Below are 24057 nucleotides of genomic sequence, written 5' to 3' on the forward strand. Positions count from 1 at the left end.
GCTATTCCCGGGGCACGGAGATCCGGCCCCCGATGATTTCCCCTGCCAGGGAATCGGCCAGGGCGCAAAGCTCCGGACCAAGAACCGATTGGTTGAACTCATCAAGGGTGTAGCCCACACCTCCGGACTCAAGTCCGAACTCCTGCACTCCTCCCCGGAACTCCCCCCGAACAAGACCCGAGATGCATTCGTAGACGGCGCGGTCCACTTTCTTTTCCATACTCGTCAGCACGATTCCCGGCGCCATGTAATTCTGGTTGCTGTCCACGCCAATGGCGAAGACCTGCTTCTGGCTGGCCGCTTCGATCACGCCGTTTCCGGTGGTTCCTGCTGCATGGAAGACCACATCGGCTCCCCGACCGATCTGCGAAAGTGTCAATTCCTTGCCCTTGACCGGATCGGCAAAGGAGGAAGGGGTGACTCCGGCATAGTTCACCAATACCCGGATCTCAGGACGCACGAACTGGGCGCCCGCCCGGAAACCGGCTTCAAACTTGCGTATCAGGGCGACTTCCATTCCCCCGACAAATCCGATGACCCCTGATTGCGACTTCCTGGCGGCAATGGCTCCCACCAGAAAGGAGCCTTCCTCTTCGCGAAAGAGGAGGCTCGCCACGTTTTCCCGTCCATCCACCAGCCCGTCCACCAAAGCGAAATGTACTTCGGGGTAATCGACCGCCACTTTTCCGATGGCATCGGAGAAGAGAAAGCCCACCCCAATGACCAGGTCGAAGCCGCGCTCTGCCAGTTTTCGCAAACCCTGCTCACGGTCGGAGTCCTGTCCCGGTTCAAACTCGACACTGCGGATTCCGAAATCCTCGCAAGCCTTTTCCAGGCCTCTCCATGCGGAGTCATTGAAGGAGCGGTCACCCTTCCCTCCAATGTCAAAGACCATTCCCACTCGAAGGGAATTGTCGGCCTCCTTGTTCTCCCCGGTCTTCCCGCAGGACAAGAGCAAGAGGGCGAGGAAAAGGATCGGGATTGCTCTTTTCATTCGGATTCCTCCTCGGCATGGATGCGCGTGCCCGCGTTCCCGTCCAGAGCATCTTCCAATTCCTCGGGAACACAAACGATAACTTCCTTTCCCCCCCACTCGAGGAAACGGCGAGCGGCCTCCATCTTGGGCCCCATGCTTCCGGGAGGGAAATGGCCCTCGGCCATGAATTGCTTCAATTCCTGAAGGCTGACAGAATCCAGGTTCTTCTGTTTCGGACTTCCGTAGTGCAAGGCTACTTTCCGGGCGCTGGTCGCAAAGACCAGAGTGGAAGCGCCAATGCCCCGGCAAAGGACTTCTGAGGAAAGATCCTTGTCAACCACTGCGTCCACGCCCTTGAAAACACCTTCCTCATTCCTGCGAACGGGGATTCCTCCCCCTCCGGCTGCGATGACCAGGACTCCTGCATCCACCAGAATTCGGATGGAATCCAGTTCCAGGATTCGAACCGGCTCGGGGCTGGGAACCACTCGCCTCCATCCCCTTCCCGAATCCTCCATCATGTCCCAGCCATTCTCTTCCTTCATCTTCTTTGCCTCATTTTCCCGATAGAAGGGACCGATGGGCTTGGACGGATGCATAAAAGCAGGGTCATCGGAATGAACTTCCACCTGAGTAACCAGAGAAACAACCGGCCGTTCCTGTCCGGACAGATGAAGCTCATTGACCAGTGAGTTCTGAATCATGAAGCCGATGCCGCCCTGACTGTCCGCATCGCAGATAAAAAGAGGCATGGGAGGAACCAGGTGGCTGGCACACTCATTTCGGATCACGATGTTGCCGACAATCGGGCCATTACCATGACTGAGCACCACTCTCGCTCCGGAGGCGGCAATCCGGGAAACCTGTTTCATGGAACCACGGGTCAGGTCGAACTGCTCGCGAATCGTCCCCTTCTTCCCCACCGGAAGAACAGCATTCCCGCCGAGGGTGATGACCAGGGTTTCTTCTTTACTGAATTCGCGCTTCATCACTCATCACTCGGTCTTCCTCGGGTGTCTGAAGGTCCATGCTCAAAGCCAGCACGGCGCGAGCCACATGAAGCAGATCGCTACTCTCCTCAAGATGAATCGATCTCGGATGCTCCAGCAGCTTCGCCTCGATTTCCGTGTCCCGGCTCTTGGGCAACATCCCTCCAAAGAGGGCATCCGGGGCCGCCAGGGCGAGCATTTCTTCGTTCAGCATCCAGGATGAAAACTCGCCGGCGATCCTGGCAATTTCTTCAAAGTCCTGATTCTGATAATCCAGATCCCAGTTCATGGAGAAAACAAGATCTGCGTCCTCAATCGCTTCAGAGGGATCCTCGCAGAGTGTGAACCCGGTAGGTGAAATCTCCCCCGCAGCATCCTGAACCTCAAGACCCGGCTGGAAGGAAGCAGGGCAGGCCAGAGTGACCGCGATTTCCTTTCGCAAGAGAATTTCCAGAAGAGAAAAAGGCAGGGAAGGCGGACGGGAACGGATTCCCGGAGGGGCCCATAGCAGCGCGGCACGGAGATTCTCCAGATCGGGGCCCTTCTGTCCCTGCACCGCCATCAGGCTGGCCATTGCCTGAAGGGGCGCGGCGCGTTCACTCATCATGTTGATCACAGGAACCCGGGAAAGCTGGGCCGACTCCTCCAAAAAGGCATGACCCTGTTCCGGGTCGGCCGAAGCCATTGCAAGACCGTGAGCGGAGCGAGAAAGAAGCTGAATACGATCCCTCCAGGTCTCCCCCCAATCCTCCCGTAGCCCCCCGGCTTTCACGCGGTGACACCGCCCTCCGAGGTTTTCAAAGGCAAGACTGACCGGATCCCAGGCTCCCATCAGGGACTCCGGATCAAAGAGATAGAGATGACCGCCGCTCATAAACTCCGTGCTCTCTCCACTGAGAAAACGAGCCTTGAGTTCCAGAGCAAAGTCAATCAGCTCATTGATTTCCTGATTATCCAAGTCACTGAGGCTGAGAAGATGCCTTCCCTTGATGAACATACGGGCTACCCCCAATTAGCGGGAAAGGATGAATCTAGCCCAGTGGGATAGGGGTGTCAATCGCAGGAGGAATCATCGCAGGCAGTGCGAAGGATTCCGCCGGAATTCCGCAACTTTTCTTCCGCCTCTTCAAAACCCAGACCGGCCCAGTGCATGAGAAGAGCCGTCTTAACCCGGCCTTCGGCAGAGCTCAGAAGCTCTCTGGCTTCATCGTATTTCAAATCGGTCAGGGCCATGACCATCCCGCGGCTGCGCTCCACGAGTTTGTCGCTGAGGGGGCGAAGGTCTACCATCAGGTTCCCGTATACCTTGCCCGTCAGCACCATGGCCGCTGTGCTGATCATGTTGAGTGTCATCTTCTGTGCCGTGCCGGCCTTCATCCTCGTGGAACCGGTAATGGCCTCCGGCCCTGTGAGAAGGCGAATCACACAGTCCCCGGGAACCTGCACCTCGGGATTGGAGGTGACAAAGGCCGTGGAACAGGATCGTCTTTCCGCCTCCTCGATAGCTCCAACCGTGTACGGAGTTCGGTGGCTTGCAGAAATCCCGATTACGGTGTCACTCGGCCCCGCATCCAGTTCCGCCAAATCCAGGGCTCCTTGCTCGGGATCGTCCTCGATTCCCTCCTTGGAGCGAAGCAGGGACGGGGGTCCCCCGGCAATCAGCCCCACAACCTGTGCGGGATCCGTTCCGAAAGTAGGCGGGCACTCTGCGGCATCCAGAACTCCCAGACGCCCGCTGGTTCCCGCCCCGACATAGATCAGGCGCCCCCCATTCCGAAAACTGGCTGCAGCCATTTCAACGACCTTCCGGATCTCCGGCAGGGCTTCCTTTACTGCCTCCGAAGCCCGGGAGTCCTGCTCGTTCAGTCGCTGCAACAGGGAAAGAGGGTCCAGTTGGTCCAGGTACTCCGTCTCGGGATTGCGGGCTTCCGTATTCAATTCCGAGAGAAGATGGAGAAGTTTCTCACCCATCAGCGCATCCTCACAACTTTGTCCTGCCAGACCTGTTTCTTGCCGTCCTCTCCCTCAAAGACCATGCGCGCCAGGTAGACACCGTTGGAGACACGGTCTCCTTCCTCGTCGAGTCCATTCCATTCCAGCCAGTGCTCCACCCCTTCCCCGAGATCCTGGATCTCAATCCTGCGAACCCTGCGGCCCGAAAGACTGTAGATCGTCAGTTGGCCGGAGGAAGCTCCACCGCTGAGTTCATAGCGGAAGAGAACAACATCGGTAAAAGGATTGGGGAATATGAGAGTGTCAAGCAGGCGAGGCTGATCATCGACCTGAAGCCGGATGCTGGCACTGGAGCCGAAGACCTTTCCTTCTCTTTTGACCATGAGCGAATGGAAGCCTGGAGACCACTGGTAGCCCTGCCGGGCCTCGAACACAAGGTCGTCATCTTCAGATACCGAGAACACAGTTTCCGAAGCAAGTCCGTCGATAAAGAGGGAGAACTCTGCAGGATCATAGCTGGGCGCAGGCACGGCGATCGCCACTTCAAGTTCTCCCGATGAGCGAACCCACTGCCCCGATTGCAGGGTGTCGCCTTCTTCGCCGAGATAGAACACGGACTTGGCCGACGGTAGCCGGAAACTCCCGATGGCCCCGTGAGGGCTGATCGCTTCGAGAATCAGGGTGTCGAGTGCCAAGGAGTCATTGGCGATCATCTCCGGCAGGATAAGGGCCTCCAAAGCCCAGGCCCGCGCTCCCGAGCCCTCTTCCGCCGCGAGGCTGTCGACAAGAGCCGTGAGCTGGAAGGGAAGATCGCCGATGGAGGGATCCCTCAATCTCAGATCCGAGAAGCGGGTCTCATCACTCAGCCAGGCAGAGACCTGAAGAGTGTCCGCCAGATTGTCAATCCGGATCGACTCCCCATTCGCCATCTCTTCGCCATCAAGAAAAAGACGAATCCTCGGGGGCGCAGGATCCAGCAGTGTCAGGGGATCCCCGAGCAGGTTGTAGCGATAGACGGAATAGAAACTGTCGTAGCGAAGTTCCGCGGCCAGGAGAAGGATACCGAGCCGCCATTCGGGGAAGAGATCCACTTCACCTTCCGGATCTTCGCGCCAGCACATGATCTCCATCCAGTCATTCCCGAGTGCCACATTCGGATAGAGAAACTCGAAGCCATCACTGGCATAGCTGGCCACCGATCCCCGCATGCCATCGAGAAAGAGCATCTTCTCGCCCATGCAGTCCTTGCGGCTTTCCTCGTTGATCACAGAGAACTGGTTCCCGTGGCAGCCAAGGACAGCCCAGACGAAGGGACGGCCATAGTTCTCCAGATAGCCCTCGTCCCCGGAATGGGCGAAGTCCACCGTGTTCAGGTAGGACTCATGCCCGAGAAGGTAGCGGTTGGCGTGCGATTGAACCGACACGATGAGGTAGCCATGGCTCAGGGTGTCGATGAAGGCATCGCGCAGCCTCGGGCTGAGATCGGAATGTACCGTCAGAAGATCCGCACCGGGATGGCTCTCATACCAGGGGTGACTGAGTGAATCCAGATAGAAGGGCAAACTCGACAAGTCCCCCGGATTTCCCCAGATCGGGTCATTCACCACACAGTCGGCAACACGCTCGGCCGCCTCTTCCTGTCCGATGCGAAAATACTGCTCATCGTAGTGGAAAGTCGGAGAGCAACCAAGATCACTGCAACTGTAGGCATCATCCGCTGCAAGCAGAATCCGGCTCTTCCAGGAATTATCTCCCTCACAGCCCTGCCCTGTTTCATAGCACTCCAGCTTGTCGAGAAAACTGTCCAGATCCTCCTGGCTGTCAGCGGGAATGCGCCCCATGATCATCGAAGGCAGGGCATTGAACTGAAACTTCACGACCCATTCGTCAAGAGCCACAACCTCGTTGATACTGGCCACCTGTTCGTGGTAGCTGTGAGCGGGGATAAAATCAGGAGACGAGAACTCGTTCTTTTCCCGAGCATCCTTGCTGCTGTCTCCCACAAGAAGAAGTGCCTCGGCCCCCCACTCCTGCATGGCATATTTGGCCGCCCGGCGAATGGCAAGATCACTGCGGCTACCCGAGTGAAAAGCATCATAGACCTGCTCTGCCAAGAGGAGGGTCACATCGTAACCCTGCGCCTCCCGCCAGGGCTTCCAGCGATTCTCCATGGTCTCATAGAAGTCACGGTGGCTGATCACCAGCACATCGCAGGAGGAGGCATTGTCGAGATAGGACAGATCCGAGGCCTCTTCCATGCGAACCGGGAACAGGGACTCCTCATCGCAAAGCCACCAGCTTCCCTGACTTTCCAGAACATCCCGAAAGACCAGCGAGTAATTGCCCGTGGAACCCTCCTGATTGATCGCCTCCAGTTCCAGTCGAAGGGGCTGCTCTCCGGAGGTTTTCACCAGAATCCAGTGCGAGGAGTCCCGGCTGAGTCCGGAAACCCTCAGTTCCGTATTCCCGGTGACCCCACCGCTTGTAAAAAACAGGGAGTCCTCCAGAACCTCATAATCTGATTCGTAGGACAGGTCCCAATTCTTCACCAGCGTGAAGAAGGCGCCCTGTCCTATGCGACCGATCCCGAGTTGGCTGCTTCCGTCCGAAAGTGCATTTGCGGGGAGGATCTCCGAGTAGAGGCTGTCGATGTTCCCGCTGATCTGCATGTCCGGAAGAGTCATGAACCCGCCGGACTCATTGAGCAGTTCCATGCTGAAAAAGCGGTAACTGTCCTGCCGGTTGTAGCCCTGAAACTGAAGCTGAATTTCCGCCTCGCTCCCGCTACGGTAGCCGGGGCTGGGGATGTCAAGCAGCAGCGTGTCGTCGGTCTGGCTGTTGAAGAAATACAGGTTGTCGATCCAGCGGTCTTCCGGTCCGTCAATGTAGTAGTACTGTGGGGGCGTGTAGAAGAACTCGCTTTCCCCTGAATTCGCCTGATGCCTCTCAAAGAAATCTGGACTCGTCCAGCTTCCTCCCTCTTGCCAGGAGGAACTGCTGTTCATTTCGAGGGCCAGAGAGGGATCGAGGGAGAGGAAATAGCATCCTTCCCGGCTAAACCATTCTATGGAGTCCACACCATCTTCCTGATCCGAGAGACGACGCCCCACAAAAACGCATAGATCATCGCTGTCGAGGTTCCCGTCGCCATTGCGGTCCTGAAAGAAGCGGGGAGTGGGTGTTTCCTCCCATTGCGGCAAACCCTGCTCGTCCCAGGTGAATTGGCGGCGGAAGATCGCAATCTCCGATAGCGGCGTTCCCAAGGAAACTCCGGCGGCCAGGAGGTCTTCCCCGCGGAGACCCTGTAGCCCACTGTCATTGCAGTAGAGCTTCAGCAGAGCGGGAGACCAGCTTCGCTGGCTGCGCCCAAAGCTAGCAGGAACCCTCCTCGCCCAAGTCTCTGAAAACTCGTGATTGAGAAGGGAGGACTGATAGAGCTCCGGCCAGAGCTTGTCCTCTCTGCGGGGACTTTCCCGGGGAATGTCGGGACTTTGGCTCTCTCTCTCAAAGCGGATCTCTACCTCAATCCGCCGCGCCAAAGTCAGGCCTGTTTCGGGATCCCAGCGCAGGGGACGAACCTCAAGACGCTGCACTCTCTGATCGCGCATCCAGCGGGTTTCCCCCAGAGAAACCTCCATCGCCCGGGGGATCGCAAAGAGAGTCTCGTCCCTTTGCAGTTCCTCACTGAACAGTTCTCCCCCATCCGGGAGATCGACGCGCCGGGGCGTGGGATAAGGCAAGGGCTCGCCATCGAGAGGGAGAAGCTCGCTCGCATTCCAGGTGAGTCGGGCGCGAAAACCCGGAGGAAGGGCAATCATCCCGCTCCAGATCGGCAGCATGGGGCCGCCACTCTCCCCCGAAAGTCGGCAGGACTCCAACTGCACTTCCCGTCCCTCATCGCTGTCCCTGAATTGAACAGAATCCCAGTACAGTCGCAGGCTCAGGCTCTCCTCCGTGCTGGAGAGAATCTCCAGAGTTTCTGCAGATACCGACGGGGAGAAAAGTAGCAGCAGGGGGAGGGTCAGAAGCAAAAAACGGGATCGCACAAGACGCCTCCAGTAAGGGAAATCGCGCATTTCCGGGAAATGTAAGGGCATGGCAGGGGACTGTCAATTCAATGCTTGGCGAGCAATTCGAAACAAAAAAGCCCCACCCTTGGCAGGGCGGGGCCATCATCAGCGAGAAAGCGCTTTGCTAGTACAGGGCCTTCAGGGATGTCCAGTTCAGATTCTCGTTGGCCGTTACAGGCTCCGGACAATCACAGTCCACACTGCAATTCCAGGTGAAGGTGCTGCCGGAGGGCTGGTACTGAAGGAAGTTCTCATCGGTGACAACGATGCAAGAGCAATCGTCCCCCGCCATAATGGTCATCACATGGTCCGCGCCAATCCAGTCCGCGGTGAAGCCAACGGAGGTCAGAGTGGCAATCTGGACCACCGCAGCGGTCTGGGGCTCGGCCCAGGCAATGGAAAAGTCCGTTGCCATAGCCCCGATGACGACCTGAGATGTCGCCGTCACGGTGACCATGCCCCCGCCGTTGTCCGGGAAGTAGTTGTCAATCTTGAATTCCGCAGCAGTAATCCCGTTGGGGAACTCGTCCTGATCCACGAGAATGGAAACATAGGTCATCTGGGGCGCAAAGGCGGCGTAGTCCAGATTGCACAGCGTTCCGTCTGCATCCGCGAACATTCCGATTCTCGTCGCCTGCGCTGAGAAGGCGACAAGCAAGATGGCAGTAACAATCAGCAGTTTTTTCATTCTCAGGTCCTCCTGGATTTTGAAACGCCTGAGGGTCTCCCCCCTTTTGCGGGAAACTATCCCCGGGGAGCATAAGTGTCAAGGATTAGCATGGCACTAAAAAAGCCGCCCCGAAGGGCGGCAATAAGACAAAAGTCGAGACTTGTTCTAGAACAGAGCCTTGACCGCACCCCAGCTGGTCTCCGCAGAGGCCGTGCCTTCGTAGCAAATGCAGGCGGCATCACTACAATTGAAGGTGAACATACCGCCACCAACATCGTGCTGGATGTAGTTTTCATCAACGACCACGAGGCATTCGCAGTCATTACCTTCGGCAACCGTGATCAGGTGATCGGCACCGATCCAGTTTCCGTTGAAGGCGATGAAGGTCAAGGTTCCAATGTGGACGTTTCCGGGAGCCTGAGGTGAACTCCAGGCAATGGAGAAGTCCCAAGCCAGGGAACCGATAACGACCTGGGAGCTGAAGCTCTCAGAGACCATACCATCGGCACCCGCAACGGGGTAGTTGTCCAGACGGAACTCGGCAGCCGTAATCCCGTTCGGGAAATCGGCAGGATCGATCACTGCGAAGAGAAAGGTGTTCACAGGAACGCCAGGACCAATATCCGCATCACAGATGGTGGCAGCATCGTCGGCAAACATGCCGATCCAGCTTTCGGCACCAGCGACACTGCTCATCAGAGCCAGCGTAAGCAGAGCGACCATCAGTTTTTTCATGTTGTAACTCCTTAAGATGTGTGATGAAGCCAACGCTTCAATCTTCAAGTGACAGTCAGGAGAGAAAACTCTCAAGTCCTGCCTCCAGCCGGAGACGTCTCAAGCGAACGGCTGGATTCGAAAGAAGGAGTCGCCGCCGCAAAAGCGACGACTCCCGTCAACCATTGTGTAAAGAACCTGTCCTAGAACAGGGCCTTTACGGCACTCCAGCTCGCATCCTCGGTCGCGGTGCCTTCGAGGCAGTCGCAATCGATGGTGCAATTGAAGGTGAAGCTTCCGCCAACCGTTCCATGCTGGATGAAGGCATCATCCACGATCACCAGGCAGGCACAGTCGTCGCCAGCCATGATGGTCATGACATGATCCGTTCCCAACCAGGCCGCATTGAAGCCGACCGAAGTCAAGGTGGCGATCGTCACGAACGCACCCGTCTGGGGAGTACTCCAGGCAATGGAATAGTCCGTATCCATGGCACCGATGACGACCTGAGAAGTCGCGGTCACGGTGACCATGCCCAGGCCATTGTTCGGGAAGTAGTTGTCAATCTTGAATTCCGCAGCAACGATACCGTTGGGGAATTCAGTAGGATCAACGACAACACCCACGTAGGTGGTCTGGGGAGCGAAAGGCACATAGTCCAGGTTACAAACCGTGGCATCCGCGTCGGCAAACATGCCGATGTAACTAGCATTGGCAACACCTGCGAAGAGGAGCAGCGCAAAGAAGATAGTAGCTTTCTTCATTGAGGTATACCTCCGATTAAACACTTGTCAAAACATCCCGGGAAGCATGCTTCCCGCATGACTCCCCCGAGTTCGAGGCAGCCAAAGCTTGGGTGAGCAAACGCCCCTAGGGGCAGTTGCTCAAGTTGAAGATCGACGCAAACATCCCGAGGTCGGAAATGTCCACTGCGCCAGTCTCATCATAATCAGCGCAGAACTCAGTTCCCTGGTAGGCCGTCGCGAAGACGCCCAGGTCACTAATGTCCACCGCACCGGAACCATCGAGATCGAAGCTGTTGTTGTTGAGATCCAGAACATCAATGACCACACCAACGGCGATCACGTTGAACTGAATACCTGCACAATCAGCACCGAGAGCAACACCACCACGGGGAATCCCCGAGAAGGAAGTGTGGCCAGGATCCGGAGCATAGGTAGAACTGTCTGCGACAAAACCGCCAGCACAGAAGACGACATCGGCGTGCTCCAGCCAAATATCCGTGGAGGCCACTTCGACGGGATCGCCGACTGCATCCAGAGTCCAGACATCAACCGTAGGAACCGATTCGTATCCGCCAGGTGCGGAAGTCAGTGTCGCGGGACAGTCCGCGCAAGTTGCAGAACTATTGGTCGCGTCAACAACGCCCGCCTGGGCGCCGAGAGCGATCATTGCGAGAGCGGCGAGAGCCGCGAAGAGTTTCCTGCTAGTCATCAGCAGAAGCACCTCCTACAAAAAGTCGCAAAAGAGTTTCCGACCCCGAATCCTGACTGGAGAACGGGACCTGAAACCCGGGTGACTACAAGCAAGGGCATTTGCAGGGGCCTCAATAGCCAAAGTTAAAAACTTCAACCACATCAACCCATCCTTGCGGACGGAATTCCCCGAAGGGAGTGATTCCTGTGGCTCGGCAAGTATACCAGACCGGGAATCCAACTGTCAACTGCCATTAAACCAGTCGAAAGCCCTGAAACCGCCAGAATACAAAGGGACTTTCGGTGGGCGAAACAGGATTCGAACCTGTGACCCCCTGCTTGTAAGGCAGGTGCTCTGAACCAGCTGAGCTATTCGCCCCCGGCAGATCCACCGGATCCGCCGTTTTCCGTACGCCCCAACTTGAAAAGAGCCCAGGGAATCAGAAGGCAATAGCCCAGAACCAGCAAAAGCGGCGCAAAGGTCATACTTCCCATGGCCAGAGCCAAATAGCCCAGAATCACGGAAATCAGACCTGCCACAAATAGTCTGGAAAAGACCATATTCTCCTTAAATTCCCACTCTCATCAAGAGGGGCAGGGAATCAAGCTAGACTTGCACCCACCCTCTGTCAACCCGGCTCTCGCCGGATCCGCAGCTTCATTAGGAAGAAATGTACCGAAACTCACAAAATCTCCCAATAATCGGCATGGGAAGGTCTTTTCTTCTCCTGCTCTTTGCTCCGGGGATCTGGGGGGCGCAAAATCCTCTGCAATCTGCCGGCCCGGCCCCCCTCGAGGCGCATCCCCGGCCTGCATCCATCCTCAAAAGGGGAAAAGCTTGCCGGAATAGGGGGAAGCAGGGGGAAGGACAGGAAATCACCGCTATCTGTGCGGAATCCTGCCATTTCGCAAATCCTGCACCTTACTCTGGTGTTCCCGATAGGTCTCAGAAAAGAGGTGGCTCCCATCTCCCCGGGCGACAAAGTAGAGGCTGGGGTCACTGAGGTCAGCCTTCAGCACTGCTTCCAGGCTTCGATAGCCGGGGTTGCAGATGGGGGTCAGGGGAAGGCCCGGGTTCTGATAGGTGTTGTAGGGGCCCTCTATGTCAAGATGCTTATAATAGAGTCTTCGCAGGCGACGCCCGAGACCATAGATGATCGTGGGATCGGCCTCCAGCTTCATTCCCTTGCGCAAGCGGTTCAGGTAAACGGCAGCCACACGCTCTCTCTCCGTGTCCAGACGGGTTTCCGCCTCTACAATGGAGGCCAGAGTCACCCAGTTCCATCGGCCCAGCTCCCGGGCTCTTTCCGGATATTGCTTCTCCAGTTCCCCGATCACCTCCTCGCTGCGCTCGCGGAGACGGCGAACTACGGTCTTTTCACGCACGGGATACTCAAAGGCATAAGTGTCGGGGAAGAGAAAACCCTCCATCCCGGAACCCCCGGCCCCAGAATCCCCTACCGGCGGCGGAGTGTCGAGAAAGCGTGAATGCAGAGAGAGGGAGTCCAGCCCCAGTTGCGAGGCCACCACTCCCGCAGTCTCCTTCAGCCAGAGTCCCTCGGGAATGCGTAGCCAGACTCTCTCCGTCTCGCCCCTTTTCAGGGCGGAAAGAACACGCCCGGGAGCTTCCGGTCGCCGAAAGAGATAACGCCCCGCCTTCAGGTCGCGCCCCCCTCCCAGATAGAGCGCAACACGAAAGAGGCGGTCATTGCGAAGTACGCCCCGGGCCAGCAGACTGTCGGTGATTTCGCCGGAGGTCCAGCCTTCGGGGATCAGAACCAGTTCCTCGGACACCGAATCCTGGCTGGGCAAAGCCCAGGAGACCCAGATGGCAAAGAGAAGATCCAGAATCAGGAGAAGCAGAAGAAGAAGCAAGGGACGGTGCGTCTTGCTAGTACTCATCGCTGCCTCCGGCAATGGAGTCCAGATAGCCCTGCAGAATCAGGGCTGCGGCAATCTGGTCCCAGTCTTTCCGGCTGCCGGGAGGAAAGGCCTTTCGAGCCTCGACACTGCTGAGACGCTCATCCCACAGGTGCACGGGAAGACGGAATCGCTCCACAAGCAGATCCCGTAAGCTCTCGGACTTGAGGGCACTCTCTCCCGCACTGCCATCCATATTGAGCGGGTATCCCAGAACAATACAGTCTACCGCATAGTCATGAATCAGTGTCTCGAGATGATCCAGGAAACTACCCCGTCCCCGGACAAAGGTCTCCAGACCCTGCGCAGTCATGCGGAGAGAGTCGCTAATTGAAAGGCCCACTCTCACCTCACCGGGATCAATGGCCAGCACCCTTCCGCCCGATTCACTCACGCCCCACCTCCCCGGAGAGATCTTTCTCCAGTACCAGCGTGAAGCGCCCTTCATCATCATGCAAGCCGAAGACCCGATCCACCAGAGAGTGGATGATCGAAAGTCCCCGTCCTCTTTCCGGGATCTTGCCGTCCTCCGGCTCCGGGAGCTCGCGAAGGTAATCCGCCGGATCAAAGCCTTCCCCTTCATCACGGATGCGAAAGACAAAGTGTCGGGGATCCGCTTCGATCAGGTAGTGAATCTTGCGGGAAGGGTCAAAGCCGTTTCCATGCTCGATGGCATTGCTCAAGGCTTCGATGCAGGCAATGGACAGGGAGTCCCGCAGGGAATCATCCCAGCCCAGCGATCCCGCAAGGCTCGCGAGTTGCTGATTGAGATTGTCCAGTGCGGAAAAGTCACTGGAGATGTGACCTTCCACAATGCCGGGGCGATCCATAGATCAGGAATCACCGAAGCTTGCGAGGGCTTCCCCTTCTTCTTCGAAGGAATCGAAGATCCCGGCCAGCTTGGTCACCATGAAAATGGACTCAATGCGGTCGGAAATGTTGAGGAGCTTGAACTCTCCCCCGGCATCCCGTGTGGAAGTATAACCTGCAATGAGGATCCCCAGACCCGTACTGTTGATCCACTGCACCTTGCCCAGATTGACGAGGATCTTTCTGCGGCCCTGCCCCAGCAGGTCTTTTACTGTCTCATGGAAGGTATCCGCATCCGGCCCGCCCATGACATTTCCGCTGATGTCCAGTACCGTCACCGAAGCTACTTCCCGTACCTTGATATTCATTCGATCTCCTTACGCTTGTCTTTCTCCTCCTGGAGAAGATTCAGTGCGGCCTTGATATCCTCGGGAAGGGGAGAGAGAAACTCCAGTTCCTTCCCGCTCCCTGGATGGGGAAAGGCCAGTCGAAAGGCATGGAGAGCCTGACGATCCAGCATCTCCAGCAGGCGACGGGATCGCTCCACATCGCTGCGCTTGCGACTTTTCTTTCCGGCGCTCCTCCCTCCGTAGAGAGGATCTCCAAGAACCGGATTCCCCTTCCGGGACAAATGAACCCGAATCTGGTGAGTCCGTCCCGTGTCAAGATCCAGACGAAGATAACTGAAAGACCCGAAGCTGTTCAAGCAAGAGTAGCGGGTCAGGGCCTCCTTGCCTCCTTCTTCCAGCACCGCCATCTTCTGACGGTGCAGGGGATCCCGCCCGATGTTCCCCCGGATCTCCCCCTTGTCAACGGATAGAGTTCCCCAGACCAGGGCAAGATAACTCCGCTGGAGGGTGCGGTTCTGGATCATTTCCGAGAGCGCCCGATGCGAGCGATCGTTTTTGGCAACAAGCATCAGCCCGCTGGTGTCCTTGTCCAGACGGTGAACAATGCCGGGGCGAAGTTCTCCTCCGATCCCCGAGAGATCCCCGATGTGGTGCAAGAGGGCATGAACGAGCGTGCCCTCGTGGTGCCCGGCGGCGGGATGGACGACCATGCCGGCGGCCTTGTCGACGACCACCAGGTCTTCGTCCTCGTAGACCAGATTGAGAGGAAGGTCTTCCGGCTGAAGTTCCGGAGGGACGGCCGCTGGGATTCTCAATATCACCTCGTCGCCCTCTTTCAGCAGATGCCCTGTTTTCACGCTTTGCCCGCCAAGCTGCACCTGGCCCTTTCGAACCAGTGCCTGAAGAAAGGAGCGGCTGTGGTCAGGAACTTGGCGAACAAGAAAATGATCCAGACGGGAACCCTCGTCACCTTCTGAAACCCGAAAGCGGTGACACTCTTCCCCGGAACTCATTCCGCGAGCCTGCCTGCCCGCGTTTCCCCGGGCTGAAAGAGAAGGTGCAAGGCGACAAGAGCGGCCCCGATGCTGATGAAGGAATCGGCAATATTGAAAACATACCAGTGATGACCGGCAATGCTGAAGTCGATGAAGTCGATGACCTCCCCGTTCCCCCGGAATCGGTCAATCAGGTTGCCGGCCGCTCCGCCCAGGATCAGGGCCAGAGGGAATACGGGGATTCCCGGTTTGCGTCTGTCCTTGCTGGCAACCAGATAGAGTATGACCCCAATGGCAAGAAGCTTGATCATGACAAAAAGAAAGCGGGCTCCCGAGAACAGTCCGAAGGCAGCTCCGGGATTGGTCACCAGGGTGAAGTCCAGAAACCCGGGAATCACAGGGCCCGCCCAACGCCCGTCCAGAGCCAGCTGCTTGCTGGCCAGGTCGAGAAAGAGGACCGCAAGAACCACCGAGAAAAAGAAGGGCCAGGGAGAATTAAGCTTTGCTGATTTCAATCTTGATCTCCTCACCGGATAATTCATGAGTCTCCTGGGAATCCAGCCCCCCGCAGCCTTCCTTCAGACCCAGGGCCAGGGTCTCGCTACAAAGTCGATCTCCCCAGACCGACAGACAGCGCCGGGTAAGATCTCCCCCTTCCCATGCAAGCTGAATCCGGTCGGAAACTTCCATCCCGGAACTCTTGCGGAGGTTCTGTACCCGGTTGACCAGTTCCCGGAAATGACCTTCGAGGAGAAGTTCCTCATCGAGATCCGTGGAGAGGGCTCCCAGGATCCGTCCTTCCATTCCACCGATCCAGTCGCCTTCGGCCTCCACGGCAAAGTCGAGATCATCCCTCTCCATACGGAAGGGACGCCCGGAGAGTTCCAGCGTCAGGGTGCCCTCCTCCCAGGCCTTATCGGCCTCCGGGGCCTCCAGACTCGCCAGTTTCGAGGCTGCTTCTTTCATGGAGGAACCCAGCCGGGGGCCCAGCGCCTTGAAGCGGGGCTTTACCTTGATTCGGAGCAAGCCCGCATCCTCCGACATCCTCTCGATGGACTTGAGATTGAGCTCATCCAGAATCTGCTCCCGAAGTTCGGGAACCCCGAGAACGGAATCCAGAGATGAAGAACCCTGCACCCGGAACTCGCGAAGCGGCTGGCGAATGCGATGCCCGCTTTCATTGCGCAGTGCGCGACCGAGACCCACCAGACTGAGAAGAGTCTCCATGGATTCCTCCAGCTTCTCGTCCACGAGCTCCGTTCGGGGCTTGGGATAGGACTGCAGGTGGACACTGTCCCCGGTCTTGCCGCTCAACGAGCGCCAGATCGCCTCACTGAGGAAGGGAATCATGGGTGCCGAAAGGAGACAGACTCCTTCAAGAACCGTTGAGAGAGTTTCGTAGGCAGCCGCCTTGTCCGCATTCATCTCGCCCTTCCAGAAGCGGCGACGGTTTCTGCGGACATACCAGTTGCTCAATTCCTCTTGCACAAAGTAGCTGATGCCCTTCAGCGCGCGAGTGATGTCATAGGCATCCAGATGCTCTCTTGTTCGAGCCACAAGAGTTTCGTAGCGGGAACGAATCCAGCGGTCGAGCAAGGTGTATTCCGCTTCCACCTGCCCGGGCTCCCAGCCATCCAGGTTTGCGTAAAGAGAGAGGAAGCCATAGGTATTGCGAAGAGTCCCCAGGAACTTGCTGTTCATCTCCCGGGGGCCGGCCTTGTCAAACTTCAGGGGCTGCCACAGGGGGCTGGACATGGCCATATAGGCACGGATCGCATCGCCGCCCTCACGATCCAGAATCTCCCAGGGATCCACCCGATTGCCCAGGGACTTGCTCATCTTCTTGCCCTTGGCATCAAGCACAAGCTCATTGACCAGCACTCTTTTGAAAGGAGCAGAATCCTTGAGGAAGACCGAGATGGCCAGCAGAGTGTAGAACCAGCCGCGACTCTGGTCGATGCCTTCGCAGATAAAGTCCGCAGGAAACTGGTCTTCAAAAACATCCTGGTTTTCAAAGGGCCAGTGCCACTGGGCAAAGGGCATGGAACCGGAGTCGAACCAGGCATCAATGACATCGGGAACCCGCTTCATGGCTTCCCCGGTCTCAGGATGACGCAGTTCCAGATCATCGACGAATGGTTTGTGTAGGTCTACTTCCTCGGGACAATCGACGGCCAGACTTCTCAGTTCCTCGATACTGCCCACACAATGCAGTTTGCCGCTCTCCGTTCTCCAGATTGGAAGCGGCGTCCCCCAGAAGCGATCGCGGCTCAGGGCCCAGTCGACGTTCCCTTCCAGCCAGTTCCCGAAACGGTGGCGACCGACTTCCTCGGGATACCAGGTCACCTTATCATTGGCGGCCAGGAAGCGATCCTTCAGCTTTGTCGTCTCGATGAACCAGGCCGGCTGGGCGAAATACATCAGCGGCCCTTTGTCACGCCAGCAGTGGGGATAGCTGTGTGTCACCCTGTCCCGGTTGAAGAGAAGTCCCCGCGTCTTCAAATCCCTGATGATGTGGGGATCCGCTTCCTTGAAGTCCATGCCCGCAAAAGGCTCGCAGGAGGCATCCACCTTGCCGTCTGCGCCCACCATGGCGACAAAGGCCAGGTTCTTCTTCCGGCCGATTTCGTAGTCATCCGCGCCATAGGCCGGTGCCATGTGCACGATCCCGGTTCCATCTTCCGAGCTTACAAAATCTGCCTCCACCACCAGAGCGCAATCCTTGCCCTCCTCCACCGGCGCATAGTCGTAGAGCCGCTGGTAGCGAAGCCCCAGAAGGTCCGAGCCTTTCAAGCGCTCAAGAACCTCGTATTCCCGATCTCCCATTTCAGCCAGACGAGCTTCGGCCAGAATCAGGATTTCATCCTCGCAGGACACTTTCACATAGTCGAGATTCGGATTGACGGCCGCGGCCACATTGGAAAGAAGGGTCCAGGGAGTGGTCGTCCAGACAAGCAGGCTCGTCTTCTCTTCATCGAGCAAGCGAAAGCGAACCGTGACGGTCGGATCCTCGACATCGGCATAGCCCTGGGCAACCTCATGGCTTGAGTACACGGTTCCCAGACGGGGATTGTAGGGCATGACCTTGTAGCCCTCGTAGATCAGGCCCTCATCCCAGAAACGCTGAAGAATGTGCCAAACCGACTCCACATAGTCATTGGTCAGCGTGATATAGGCATCGTCGAGATTCACCCAGTAGCCGATGCGACGGGTCATCTCGCGCCACTCCTTCTCATAGGAGAAGACGCTCTTCCGGCACTGCCGATTGAACTCGGCAACTCCGTACTCCTCAATGGAACGCTTGTCGGACAGTCCCAACTGCTTCTGCACCTCCAGTTCTACGGGCAGTCCGTGCGTATCCCAACCGGCCTTGCGTTGCACGCGGTAGCCGTCCATGGACTTGTAGCGGCAGATGCTGTCCTTGGCCAGACGGGCCAGGATATGGTGAACTCCGGGACTTCCGTTTGCGGTCGGCGGTCCCTCGAAGAAAACGAAGGGAGGCACGGAAGCATCCAGATCCTGGGTCTTCTCAAAAATCCGGTTCCGCTCCCAGCCTTCCATGATGGACTTCTCCATCTCCACCGGGTTGGCGTAAATGCTCAGCGAGGGAAACCGGGATTGGGATTCGCTCATCCTCTACTCCAATTGATCTTCGATCAGTGCTTCCAGAAGAAACTGCAGGGTTTCGGTATGTTCGCCGGGGGGATCCGAAGCTTCGCCGGGCCAGGCCAGCCCGAGAACCGGGATTCCCGCATGAGAAGCAGCCAGTGCTTCGGGCAGATGATAGATGCCGCAGAAATCCGCGCCCAGCCTTTTCATGAACTCCCGCTCCGCCGGGGTATTGAGGTTGGGACCGGATAGATAGGCGAAAATTCCCTCGGACTTCGAGTGCCCCGCTTCTGCCAGAAGTTCCGCAGCCCTGTCCCGAAGATGCGGAGTCCAGGTGTTTCTGACATCGGGAAAGCGGGGGCCGAGGGATTCGTCATTTTCCCCGATCAGGGGATTGTCTCCCGCAAGATTCAGGTGGTCGCTGAAGAGCAGAAGCCCGGAGCCCTCTCCCCCCAGCGGACTGGCCGGTGCGCAGAGAATCAGTGCCTCTAGTCCGCCCGCTTTCATGGCGCGAAGGACCTGCACCAGGCTTGCCATGCTCTCGCCCTCATAATAGGAGGGAGCATCATGAATCACGGCCCAGCTGCCATCCTCGCGAAACTCCAGGTCACCCCGGGACGGGCAGTGGGGAACTTGGGAAAGGGGAAGCCGGGAACCCTCGCGGCCGGGGAGCTTCAGGCTGGAGGCTGGCGGAGCGAGGGACAGAAGAAGCCGAGGATTCCCCTGACCCTCGAAGGCGAGGGCGGTCTCCCTGATTCTGTCCGACAATGTGCTCACAGTTTACGCTCCCAAGCTCCAAGGGGCGCAATCTAGGGCACTTAGGGCTGAATTGCAACGGATTAGTTCCGGCTGGGGAATTGTTCCTGTTCCTGTCGGGGCTTGCCCTGCCCCTCACTCCCGGGTTTCAAAAAGAGAGCGACCGACCCGGACCATGCTCGCACCCTCTTCAATGGCAATCTCGAAATCCTCGCTCATCCCCATGGAAAGCTCCTCCAGGAGAAGGCCCGGGGCATTTCTCGCACGGATCCTGTCCCGGATTTCTCTCAGCAGACGAAAGGCCTCCCGGGCTCCCCTCTCTCCCCCGCCCAGGGGGCCGATGGTCATCAGTCCCCTCAGGAGAATGCCCGGGTAGTCCTGGAGGGAGAGAGCGAATTCCTCCGCATCCCCGGGCAACACTCCGGACTTGTCCGAATCCCCGGAGCAATTCACCTCCAGAAGAAGAGAAGTCCTGAATTCCCGGTCCCGGGATTTCTGTGAGAGGATTCCGGCGAGTTTCAGGGAGTCAAGGGAGTGGATCATTTCAAAACGCCCGAGGACCTTGTTCACCTTGTTGCTCTGGAGGTGGCCGACCATGTGCCAAACCACGTCTTCCGGTAGAAGCTCGATCTTGCGAAGTGCATCCTGAACGCGGTTCTCGGCGAACTCCCGCTGCCCGCACTCATAGAGTTCAAGAACCTGCTCCGGATTGGCCGACTTTGTTACTGCAATCAGGCGGGCGGAATCCGAAGCTCTTCCCGAGCGAAGAGACGCCTCCCTCATTCTTTGACGAATGTTTGCGAGATTCTCCCGAATCGACATCAGTCCTCGTTGACATCCGAAGAAGTTTCGGGAGCCTCGAAGTGATCCCGGCAACGGGGCTCATAGATACTGCCGGCTCCGACCAGCACCCTCTCCTCTCCTTCGACCAGTCGCTGTGAGTAGGCAGCAGGGGCGCCACAGATCAGGCAGACAGCGTGGGTTTTCGTAATCTCTTCGGCCATGGCCAGAAGCTGGGGAATCGGTTCGAAAGGGCGGCCGCGGAAATCCATGTCCAGGCCAGCGACGATCACTCTCTTGCCCCGGTTGGCCAATTCTACACAGAGTTCGGCAAGGCCCTCTCCGAGAAACTGCGCCTCATCGATTCCGATGACCTGAGTATCCTCGTCCAACTGGGCAATCATTTGAGGAACATCGGCAACGGGAATCGAGTCGATACGGTTCTGGTCGTGCGTGACAATCTCCGACTTGGAAAAGCGGTCATCCACTTTCGGTTTGAAGGCCTGTACCTTCTGCCTTGCGATCTTGGCCCGTCGAAGCCTGCGGATCAGTTCCTCACTCTTTCCGCTGAACATTCCACCGGCGATCACTTCGATCCATCCGGCCTGTGCGGGTCTCATGCGTGGTGTTGCGGGGCTCATCATCCTCCCTTTCTGGAAAGAGATGTATCACTCCGGAAGCCGGGAATCAAGGGGGAGACGCTTGCCAAAGACAGATCGGGGAACTATTCTGCCTTCCGAACCTGGAGGAACCATGAAAAACCGTTTTGCCCTTGCCCTGACCTTTCTCGTCTCCACAAGCCTACTGGGTGCCGGTAGCGACTCCTTCATCGGGGAGTATCACTTCCTGCTCGGAGCCGGGGGAAATACAATCGGCGAAGAGACATTTCATGCGGAAACCCGGGGAGACACCCTGATTCTGGCAGGCTCCAGCACCCTGAGCCTCCCGAGCCCCCAGACCTTCGAATGTCGCACCCGGGTCCTCCTCCCGGACTATCGCTTCCTCGACTACCAGTTGCTCACGGCTCTTGGAGACTCCCTTCTGGCTTCTGCCGACAACCGGGAGATCCACTTTGCACTCCGGGGGCGGGCCGCGATGGACAAGAGCGTCCCCCACTCCGGTCAGATTCTTGCCCCGCTGGACAATGCCCTCACCCAGCATCTCTGGCTTCTTGCAAGAATGCTCCGGGAAAAGGGAAGCGAGGGAGACTGGTTGGCCATCATCCCCCAGCCGCAATACGCGGGCCCTCTCACCTGGAAAGGGAGAAGCGAGAAACGGGGATATCTCAGCGGCAAGGAAATCGCCGTTTTCAAACACAGCCTCTCCATCGCAGGCGTACTCAGCGAAATGGAACTGAGTGAGGATGGTGAGCTACTTGCTTTCCGGGTTCCCATTCAGGGTTTCGAGATCCGTCGTGATGACTACAGCTTCTTCATTAAGGAAAGTAGCCGAAAGCTCTATGAGGGCCGGGAGCTGGAGATTCAGGGAGGCGGCCCTTCTCTGGGAGCAACCCTGACCCTGCCAGAAGGCGAAGGGCCTTTCCCGGCAGTGGTTTTCCTGCATGGTTCCGGCCCCAATGACCGGGATGAGACCCTCGGACCCAACCGGATCTTCCGCGATCTGGCCGAAGGCCTTGCAGATCGGGGGATCGCAAGCCTTCGATTTGACAAAAGAACCTGGGTGATTGCCCGCAACCCGGCAAAATACGACTCGATGATCCGGACCATGACGCTTCAGGAAGAAGTTCTCGATGACGGAGAAGCGGCCTACCGTCTTCTTCTCGAACAGCCGGAAGTCGACCCCGGGCGGAGCTTCATCCTCGGGCACAGTCTCGGCGCAATGGCAGCCCCCCGTCTGGCCCGAAGCATTGAAGAAGAAGAGCTCCCCCTCTCAGGTCTCCTGCTCATGGCTCCTCCCGCCCGCAATCTGCTGGAATTGACTCTCGACCAGTATCGCTACCTGCACAGCATCGGAACGGTGACCGACGAGATGCTCTCAGAAGCGGAAGCCCTCGGTGCCCGGCTCTGGTCCGGCGAGGTGGGAAGGGATGAGACGATCTTCTTTGCGAGACCCGACTACTGGGATTCGGTTCTCTACATCAAACCCGCCCGGGATCTTCAGGCAGTATCTGCGCCGGCTCTCCTTCTCTTCGGAGGTCGCGACTACCAGGTATCTTCCACAGACCGAAAGATCTGGGAGAAGAGCCTCGAGGAGAATCCGCGGGAAGGAACCAGAACCCTCTTCTTTGAGAATCTCAACCATCTCTTCCTCTCAGGAGAAGGAACTCCCTCTCCCGAGGAGTACGGAATTGAAGGGCATCTCGGGGACGACTTCCTCGACGCCCTCTCGAACTTTGTGCAGGACAACTAGTTTCCCGTCCCCCTTTACAATCGGGGGCGGGCTGACTATCCTGTGCACACTGTGGGGCCAAGAGAGGCTCCCCCTTCAGGTTGATCACCGCAACCCTCTGCCCTGAGCACGGTTGTAATTCAGGAGGCATCATGAGTCTGAATCTACTCGGCAAAAAACTCGGCATGACCCATATCTTCAAGGAAGATGGACGGCAGATCCCTGTGACGGTAGTCCAGCTGGGACCGAACTACATTATCCAGAAAAAGACCGTCGAGACGGACGGCTACAATGCAGTTCAGCTCGGTTTTGAGCCCAAGCGCGCCAAGAATACTTCAAAAGCCCTGCAGGGTCACTTTCACAAGGCCGGCTTCAACCCCCTGCGCCACCTGAGCGAGTCCCGCCTCGATGAGAGCGAACTGGACCAGTTCAATGTAGGCGATGAGTTGAAGTCAGACTATTTCAGCGAAGGCGAAATGATTGACGCGACGGGCACATCCAAGGGCCGCGGTTTTACCGGAGTGATCAAGCGTCACGGGATGCATGGAACCGCCAGCCTCACCCACGGAAGTCATGAAGTCATGCGCCACGCAGGATCGATTGGTCAAAGCGCCACCCCTTCCCGTGTTTTCAAGGGCAAGCGAATGGCCGGTCGTCATGGAAACGAGCAGGTTACTGTTCAGGGTCTGGAGGTCATGGAAGTTCGGGCCGAGGAGAGCCTGCTATTGGTCAAGGGTGCCGTGCCGGGACCCACGGGCGGACTGCTCCACATTCGCAAGAGCGTAAAGGCCTAGAAGCAGCTAGCCTTCCAGATAGCTTCTCATCTCATGGACGAGGTCTCGGGAACGAAGTTTCTCGAAGACCTCTTCCTTTATCTGGCGGATTCTCTCTCGAGTAAGACCCAGATGCTGGCCGATCTCTTCGAGAGTCTCTCTCTCGACTCCCCCGATTCCGAAGTAACGCATGAGGATCAGGCGCTCCCTCTCACTCAGGCTATCGAGAAGCCGCCCGACTTCCTTGCGGAGCGAGTTGCTGAAAGCCAGTTTGTCGGGGGACTCCACATTCTCGTCTTCCAGATAGTCCTGAAGAGGGTTGTCTTCCTCGTCACCCCAGGTATCGGAAAGCGAGAGCGGTGCATGAGAGATGTCCAGCGTGCTTCGCACTTCCTGCTGGCTCACTCTCAACTTCTCGGCGATTTCCTCCACCGAGGCCTCACGGCCGAGATCCTGATAGAGTTGCGCCTGAGCCTTGCCCAGACGATAGAGAGCGTTCGCCCGGCTCGTCGGAACACGATAGATACGGGACTGGTCTGCCAAAGCCTGTAGCATGGCCTGCCTCACCCACCAGACTGCATAGCTGATGAACTTGAAACCCCGGGTCTCATCGAAACGCTCTGCGGCGCGGATCAGTCCGATGTTCCCCTCATTGATCAGGTCCGGCAGACTGAGACCCTGCCCGGCATAGCGCCGTGCATAGGACACCACGAAACGAAGGTTGGCTCGAACCAGTTTGTCCTTTGCAGAGGGATCACCCTTGCGGATCCTCCGCGCAAGATCGGCCTCCTCCTCACGACTGAGCAGGGGCGTGTCATGGATGTCCTGAAGATAGGCATCCAGGCTCTTCTCACCGGAATGGCGAATGGTCTTACTGTTTTTCATCAAAACTCCCTTGCTTGTGGGC

Annotated in this window: 23 protein-coding genes and 1 tRNA gene; 2 read left to right on the forward strand and 22 right to left on the reverse strand. The window is 57.5% G+C overall.

Translation table 11 applies throughout. The features are described 5' to 3' along the window. Window position 1: 1 nt before the first annotated feature. From QGH30_02875 to QGH30_02975, 21 genes are all read right to left on the reverse strand, one after another. Window positions 2-994: a BMP family ABC transporter substrate-binding protein gene (locus QGH30_02875; protein ID MDP7021277.1), complete on the reverse strand. Its 993-nt coding sequence runs from the start codon at window positions 992-994 to the stop codon at window positions 2-4. Continuing rightward, on the reverse strand, window positions 991-1965 hold the full coding sequence (locus QGH30_02880) for a carbamate kinase (GenBank protein ID MDP7021278.1): 975 nt from the start codon (window positions 1963-1965) through the stop codon (window positions 991-993). The genes QGH30_02875 and QGH30_02880 overlap by 4 nt, the downstream gene beginning before the upstream one ends. Next, on the reverse strand, window positions 1946-2962 hold the full coding sequence (locus QGH30_02885) for a hypothetical protein (GenBank protein MDP7021279.1): 1017 nt from the start codon (window positions 2960-2962) through the stop codon (window positions 1946-1948). Before QGH30_02885 ends, QGH30_02880 begins: the two co-directional genes overlap by 20 nt. Window positions 2963-3018: 56 nt before the next feature. Next, on the reverse strand, window positions 3019-3936 hold the full coding sequence (gene murQ / locus QGH30_02890; protein ID MDP7021280.1) for an N-acetylmuramic acid 6-phosphate etherase: 918 nt from the start codon (window positions 3934-3936) through the stop codon (window positions 3019-3021). Further along, complete coding sequence (locus QGH30_02895) at window positions 3936-8015, reverse strand: C25 family cysteine peptidase (protein ID MDP7021281.1); 4080 nt, start codon at window positions 8013-8015, stop codon at window positions 3936-3938. The genes murQ and QGH30_02895 overlap by 1 nt, the downstream gene beginning before the upstream one ends. Window positions 8016-8112: 97 nt before the next feature. Next, window positions 8113-8676: a hypothetical protein gene (locus QGH30_02900; protein MDP7021282.1), complete on the reverse strand. Its 564-nt coding sequence runs from the start codon at window positions 8674-8676 to the stop codon at window positions 8113-8115. 147 nt (window positions 8677-8823) lie between these two features. Then, window positions 8824-9393 carry a hypothetical protein gene (locus QGH30_02905; protein MDP7021283.1) on the reverse strand — a complete coding sequence of 190 codons (570 nt, stop codon included), beginning with the start codon at window positions 9391-9393 and terminating at the stop codon, window positions 8824-8826. Window positions 9394-9575: 182 nt separating this feature from the next. Beyond that, on the reverse strand, window positions 9576-10136 hold the full coding sequence (locus QGH30_02910; protein MDP7021284.1) for a hypothetical protein: 561 nt from the start codon (window positions 10134-10136) through the stop codon (window positions 9576-9578). A 106-nt stretch (window positions 10137-10242) separates the two neighbouring features. Further along, window positions 10243-10827 carry a hypothetical protein gene (locus QGH30_02915; GenBank protein ID MDP7021285.1) on the reverse strand — a complete coding sequence of 195 codons (585 nt, stop codon included), beginning with the start codon at window positions 10825-10827 and terminating at the stop codon, window positions 10243-10245. Between the two features lie 285 nt (window positions 10828-11112). Next, window positions 11113-11187 (reverse strand) — tRNA-Val (locus QGH30_02920). Next, window positions 11178-11369 (reverse strand): hypothetical protein, encoded by a 192-nt coding sequence (locus QGH30_02925; protein MDP7021286.1) that lies wholly within the window; start codon window positions 11367-11369, stop codon window positions 11178-11180. The genes QGH30_02920 and QGH30_02925 overlap by 10 nt, the downstream gene beginning before the upstream one ends. 321 nt (window positions 11370-11690) lie before the next feature. Further along, window positions 11691-12710, reverse strand: a complete 1020-nt coding sequence (gene mltG / locus QGH30_02930) for an endolytic transglycosylase MltG (GenBank protein MDP7021287.1) — start codon at window positions 12708-12710, stop codon at window positions 11691-11693. Continuing rightward, window positions 12700-13122: a Holliday junction resolvase RuvX gene (ruvX, locus tag QGH30_02935; GenBank protein ID MDP7021288.1), complete on the reverse strand. Its 423-nt coding sequence runs from the start codon at window positions 13120-13122 to the stop codon at window positions 12700-12702. The genes mltG and ruvX overlap by 11 nt, the downstream gene beginning before the upstream one ends. Next, a complete protein-coding gene (locus QGH30_02940) occupies window positions 13115-13558 on the reverse strand; it encodes an ATP-binding protein (protein MDP7021289.1) in 444 nt (147 codons plus the stop codon). Before QGH30_02940 ends, ruvX begins: the two co-directional genes overlap by 8 nt. Window positions 13559-13561: 3 nt before the next feature. Beyond that, window positions 13562-13906: an STAS domain-containing protein gene (locus tag QGH30_02945; protein ID MDP7021290.1), complete on the reverse strand. Its 345-nt coding sequence runs from the start codon at window positions 13904-13906 to the stop codon at window positions 13562-13564. Beyond that, entirely contained in the window at window positions 13903-14901 is a 999-nt protein-coding gene (locus tag QGH30_02950; protein ID MDP7021291.1) for an RluA family pseudouridine synthase, read from the reverse strand. Before QGH30_02950 ends, QGH30_02945 begins: the two co-directional genes overlap by 4 nt. After that, window positions 14898-15398 (reverse strand): signal peptidase II, encoded by a 501-nt coding sequence (gene lspA, locus QGH30_02955; GenBank protein MDP7021292.1) that lies wholly within the window; start codon window positions 15396-15398, stop codon window positions 14898-14900. Before lspA ends, QGH30_02950 begins: the two co-directional genes overlap by 4 nt. Further along, a complete protein-coding gene (gene ileS, locus QGH30_02960) occupies window positions 15379-18516 on the reverse strand; it encodes an isoleucine--tRNA ligase (GenBank protein MDP7021293.1) in 3138 nt (1045 codons plus the stop codon). Before ileS ends, lspA begins: the two co-directional genes overlap by 20 nt. A 3-nt stretch (window positions 18517-18519) precedes the next feature. Further along, on the reverse strand, window positions 18520-19269 hold the full coding sequence (locus QGH30_02965) for a hypothetical protein (protein ID MDP7021294.1): 750 nt from the start codon (window positions 19267-19269) through the stop codon (window positions 18520-18522). Window positions 19270-19383: 114 nt separating this feature from the next. Then, window positions 19384-20070: a YggS family pyridoxal phosphate-dependent enzyme gene (locus QGH30_02970; protein ID MDP7021295.1), complete on the reverse strand. Its 687-nt coding sequence runs from the start codon at window positions 20068-20070 to the stop codon at window positions 19384-19386. After that, window positions 20070-20669 carry a thymidine kinase gene (locus QGH30_02975; GenBank protein MDP7021296.1) on the reverse strand — a complete coding sequence of 200 codons (600 nt, stop codon included), beginning with the start codon at window positions 20667-20669 and terminating at the stop codon, window positions 20070-20072. Before QGH30_02975 ends, QGH30_02970 begins: the two co-directional genes overlap by 1 nt. 112 nt (window positions 20670-20781) lie before the next feature. On the opposite strand from QGH30_02975, the gene QGH30_02980 reads away from it, so the two are divergent. Beyond that, complete coding sequence (locus QGH30_02980) at window positions 20782-22398, forward strand: alpha/beta fold hydrolase (protein ID MDP7021297.1); 1617 nt, start codon at window positions 20782-20784, stop codon at window positions 22396-22398. 131 nt (window positions 22399-22529) lie between these two features. Next, window positions 22530-23171: a 50S ribosomal protein L3 gene (gene rplC, locus QGH30_02985; protein ID MDP7021298.1), complete on the forward strand. Its 642-nt coding sequence runs from the start codon at window positions 22530-22532 to the stop codon at window positions 23169-23171. Window positions 23172-23177: 6 nt separating this feature from the next. Here rplC and QGH30_02990 read toward each other — a convergent pair whose 3' ends face one another. Further along, window positions 23178-24035, reverse strand: coding sequence for an RNA polymerase sigma factor RpoD/SigA (locus tag QGH30_02990; protein ID MDP7021299.1), 858 nt, complete (start codon window positions 24033-24035; stop codon window positions 23178-23180). Between the last annotated feature and the right edge of the window lie 22 nt (window positions 24036-24057).

Source organism: Candidatus Krumholzibacteriia bacterium (genome assembly GCA_030748535.1).
In the GTDB taxonomy this organism is placed as follows: Bacteria; Krumholzibacteriota; Krumholzibacteriia; order JACNKJ01; family JACNKJ01; genus JASMLU01.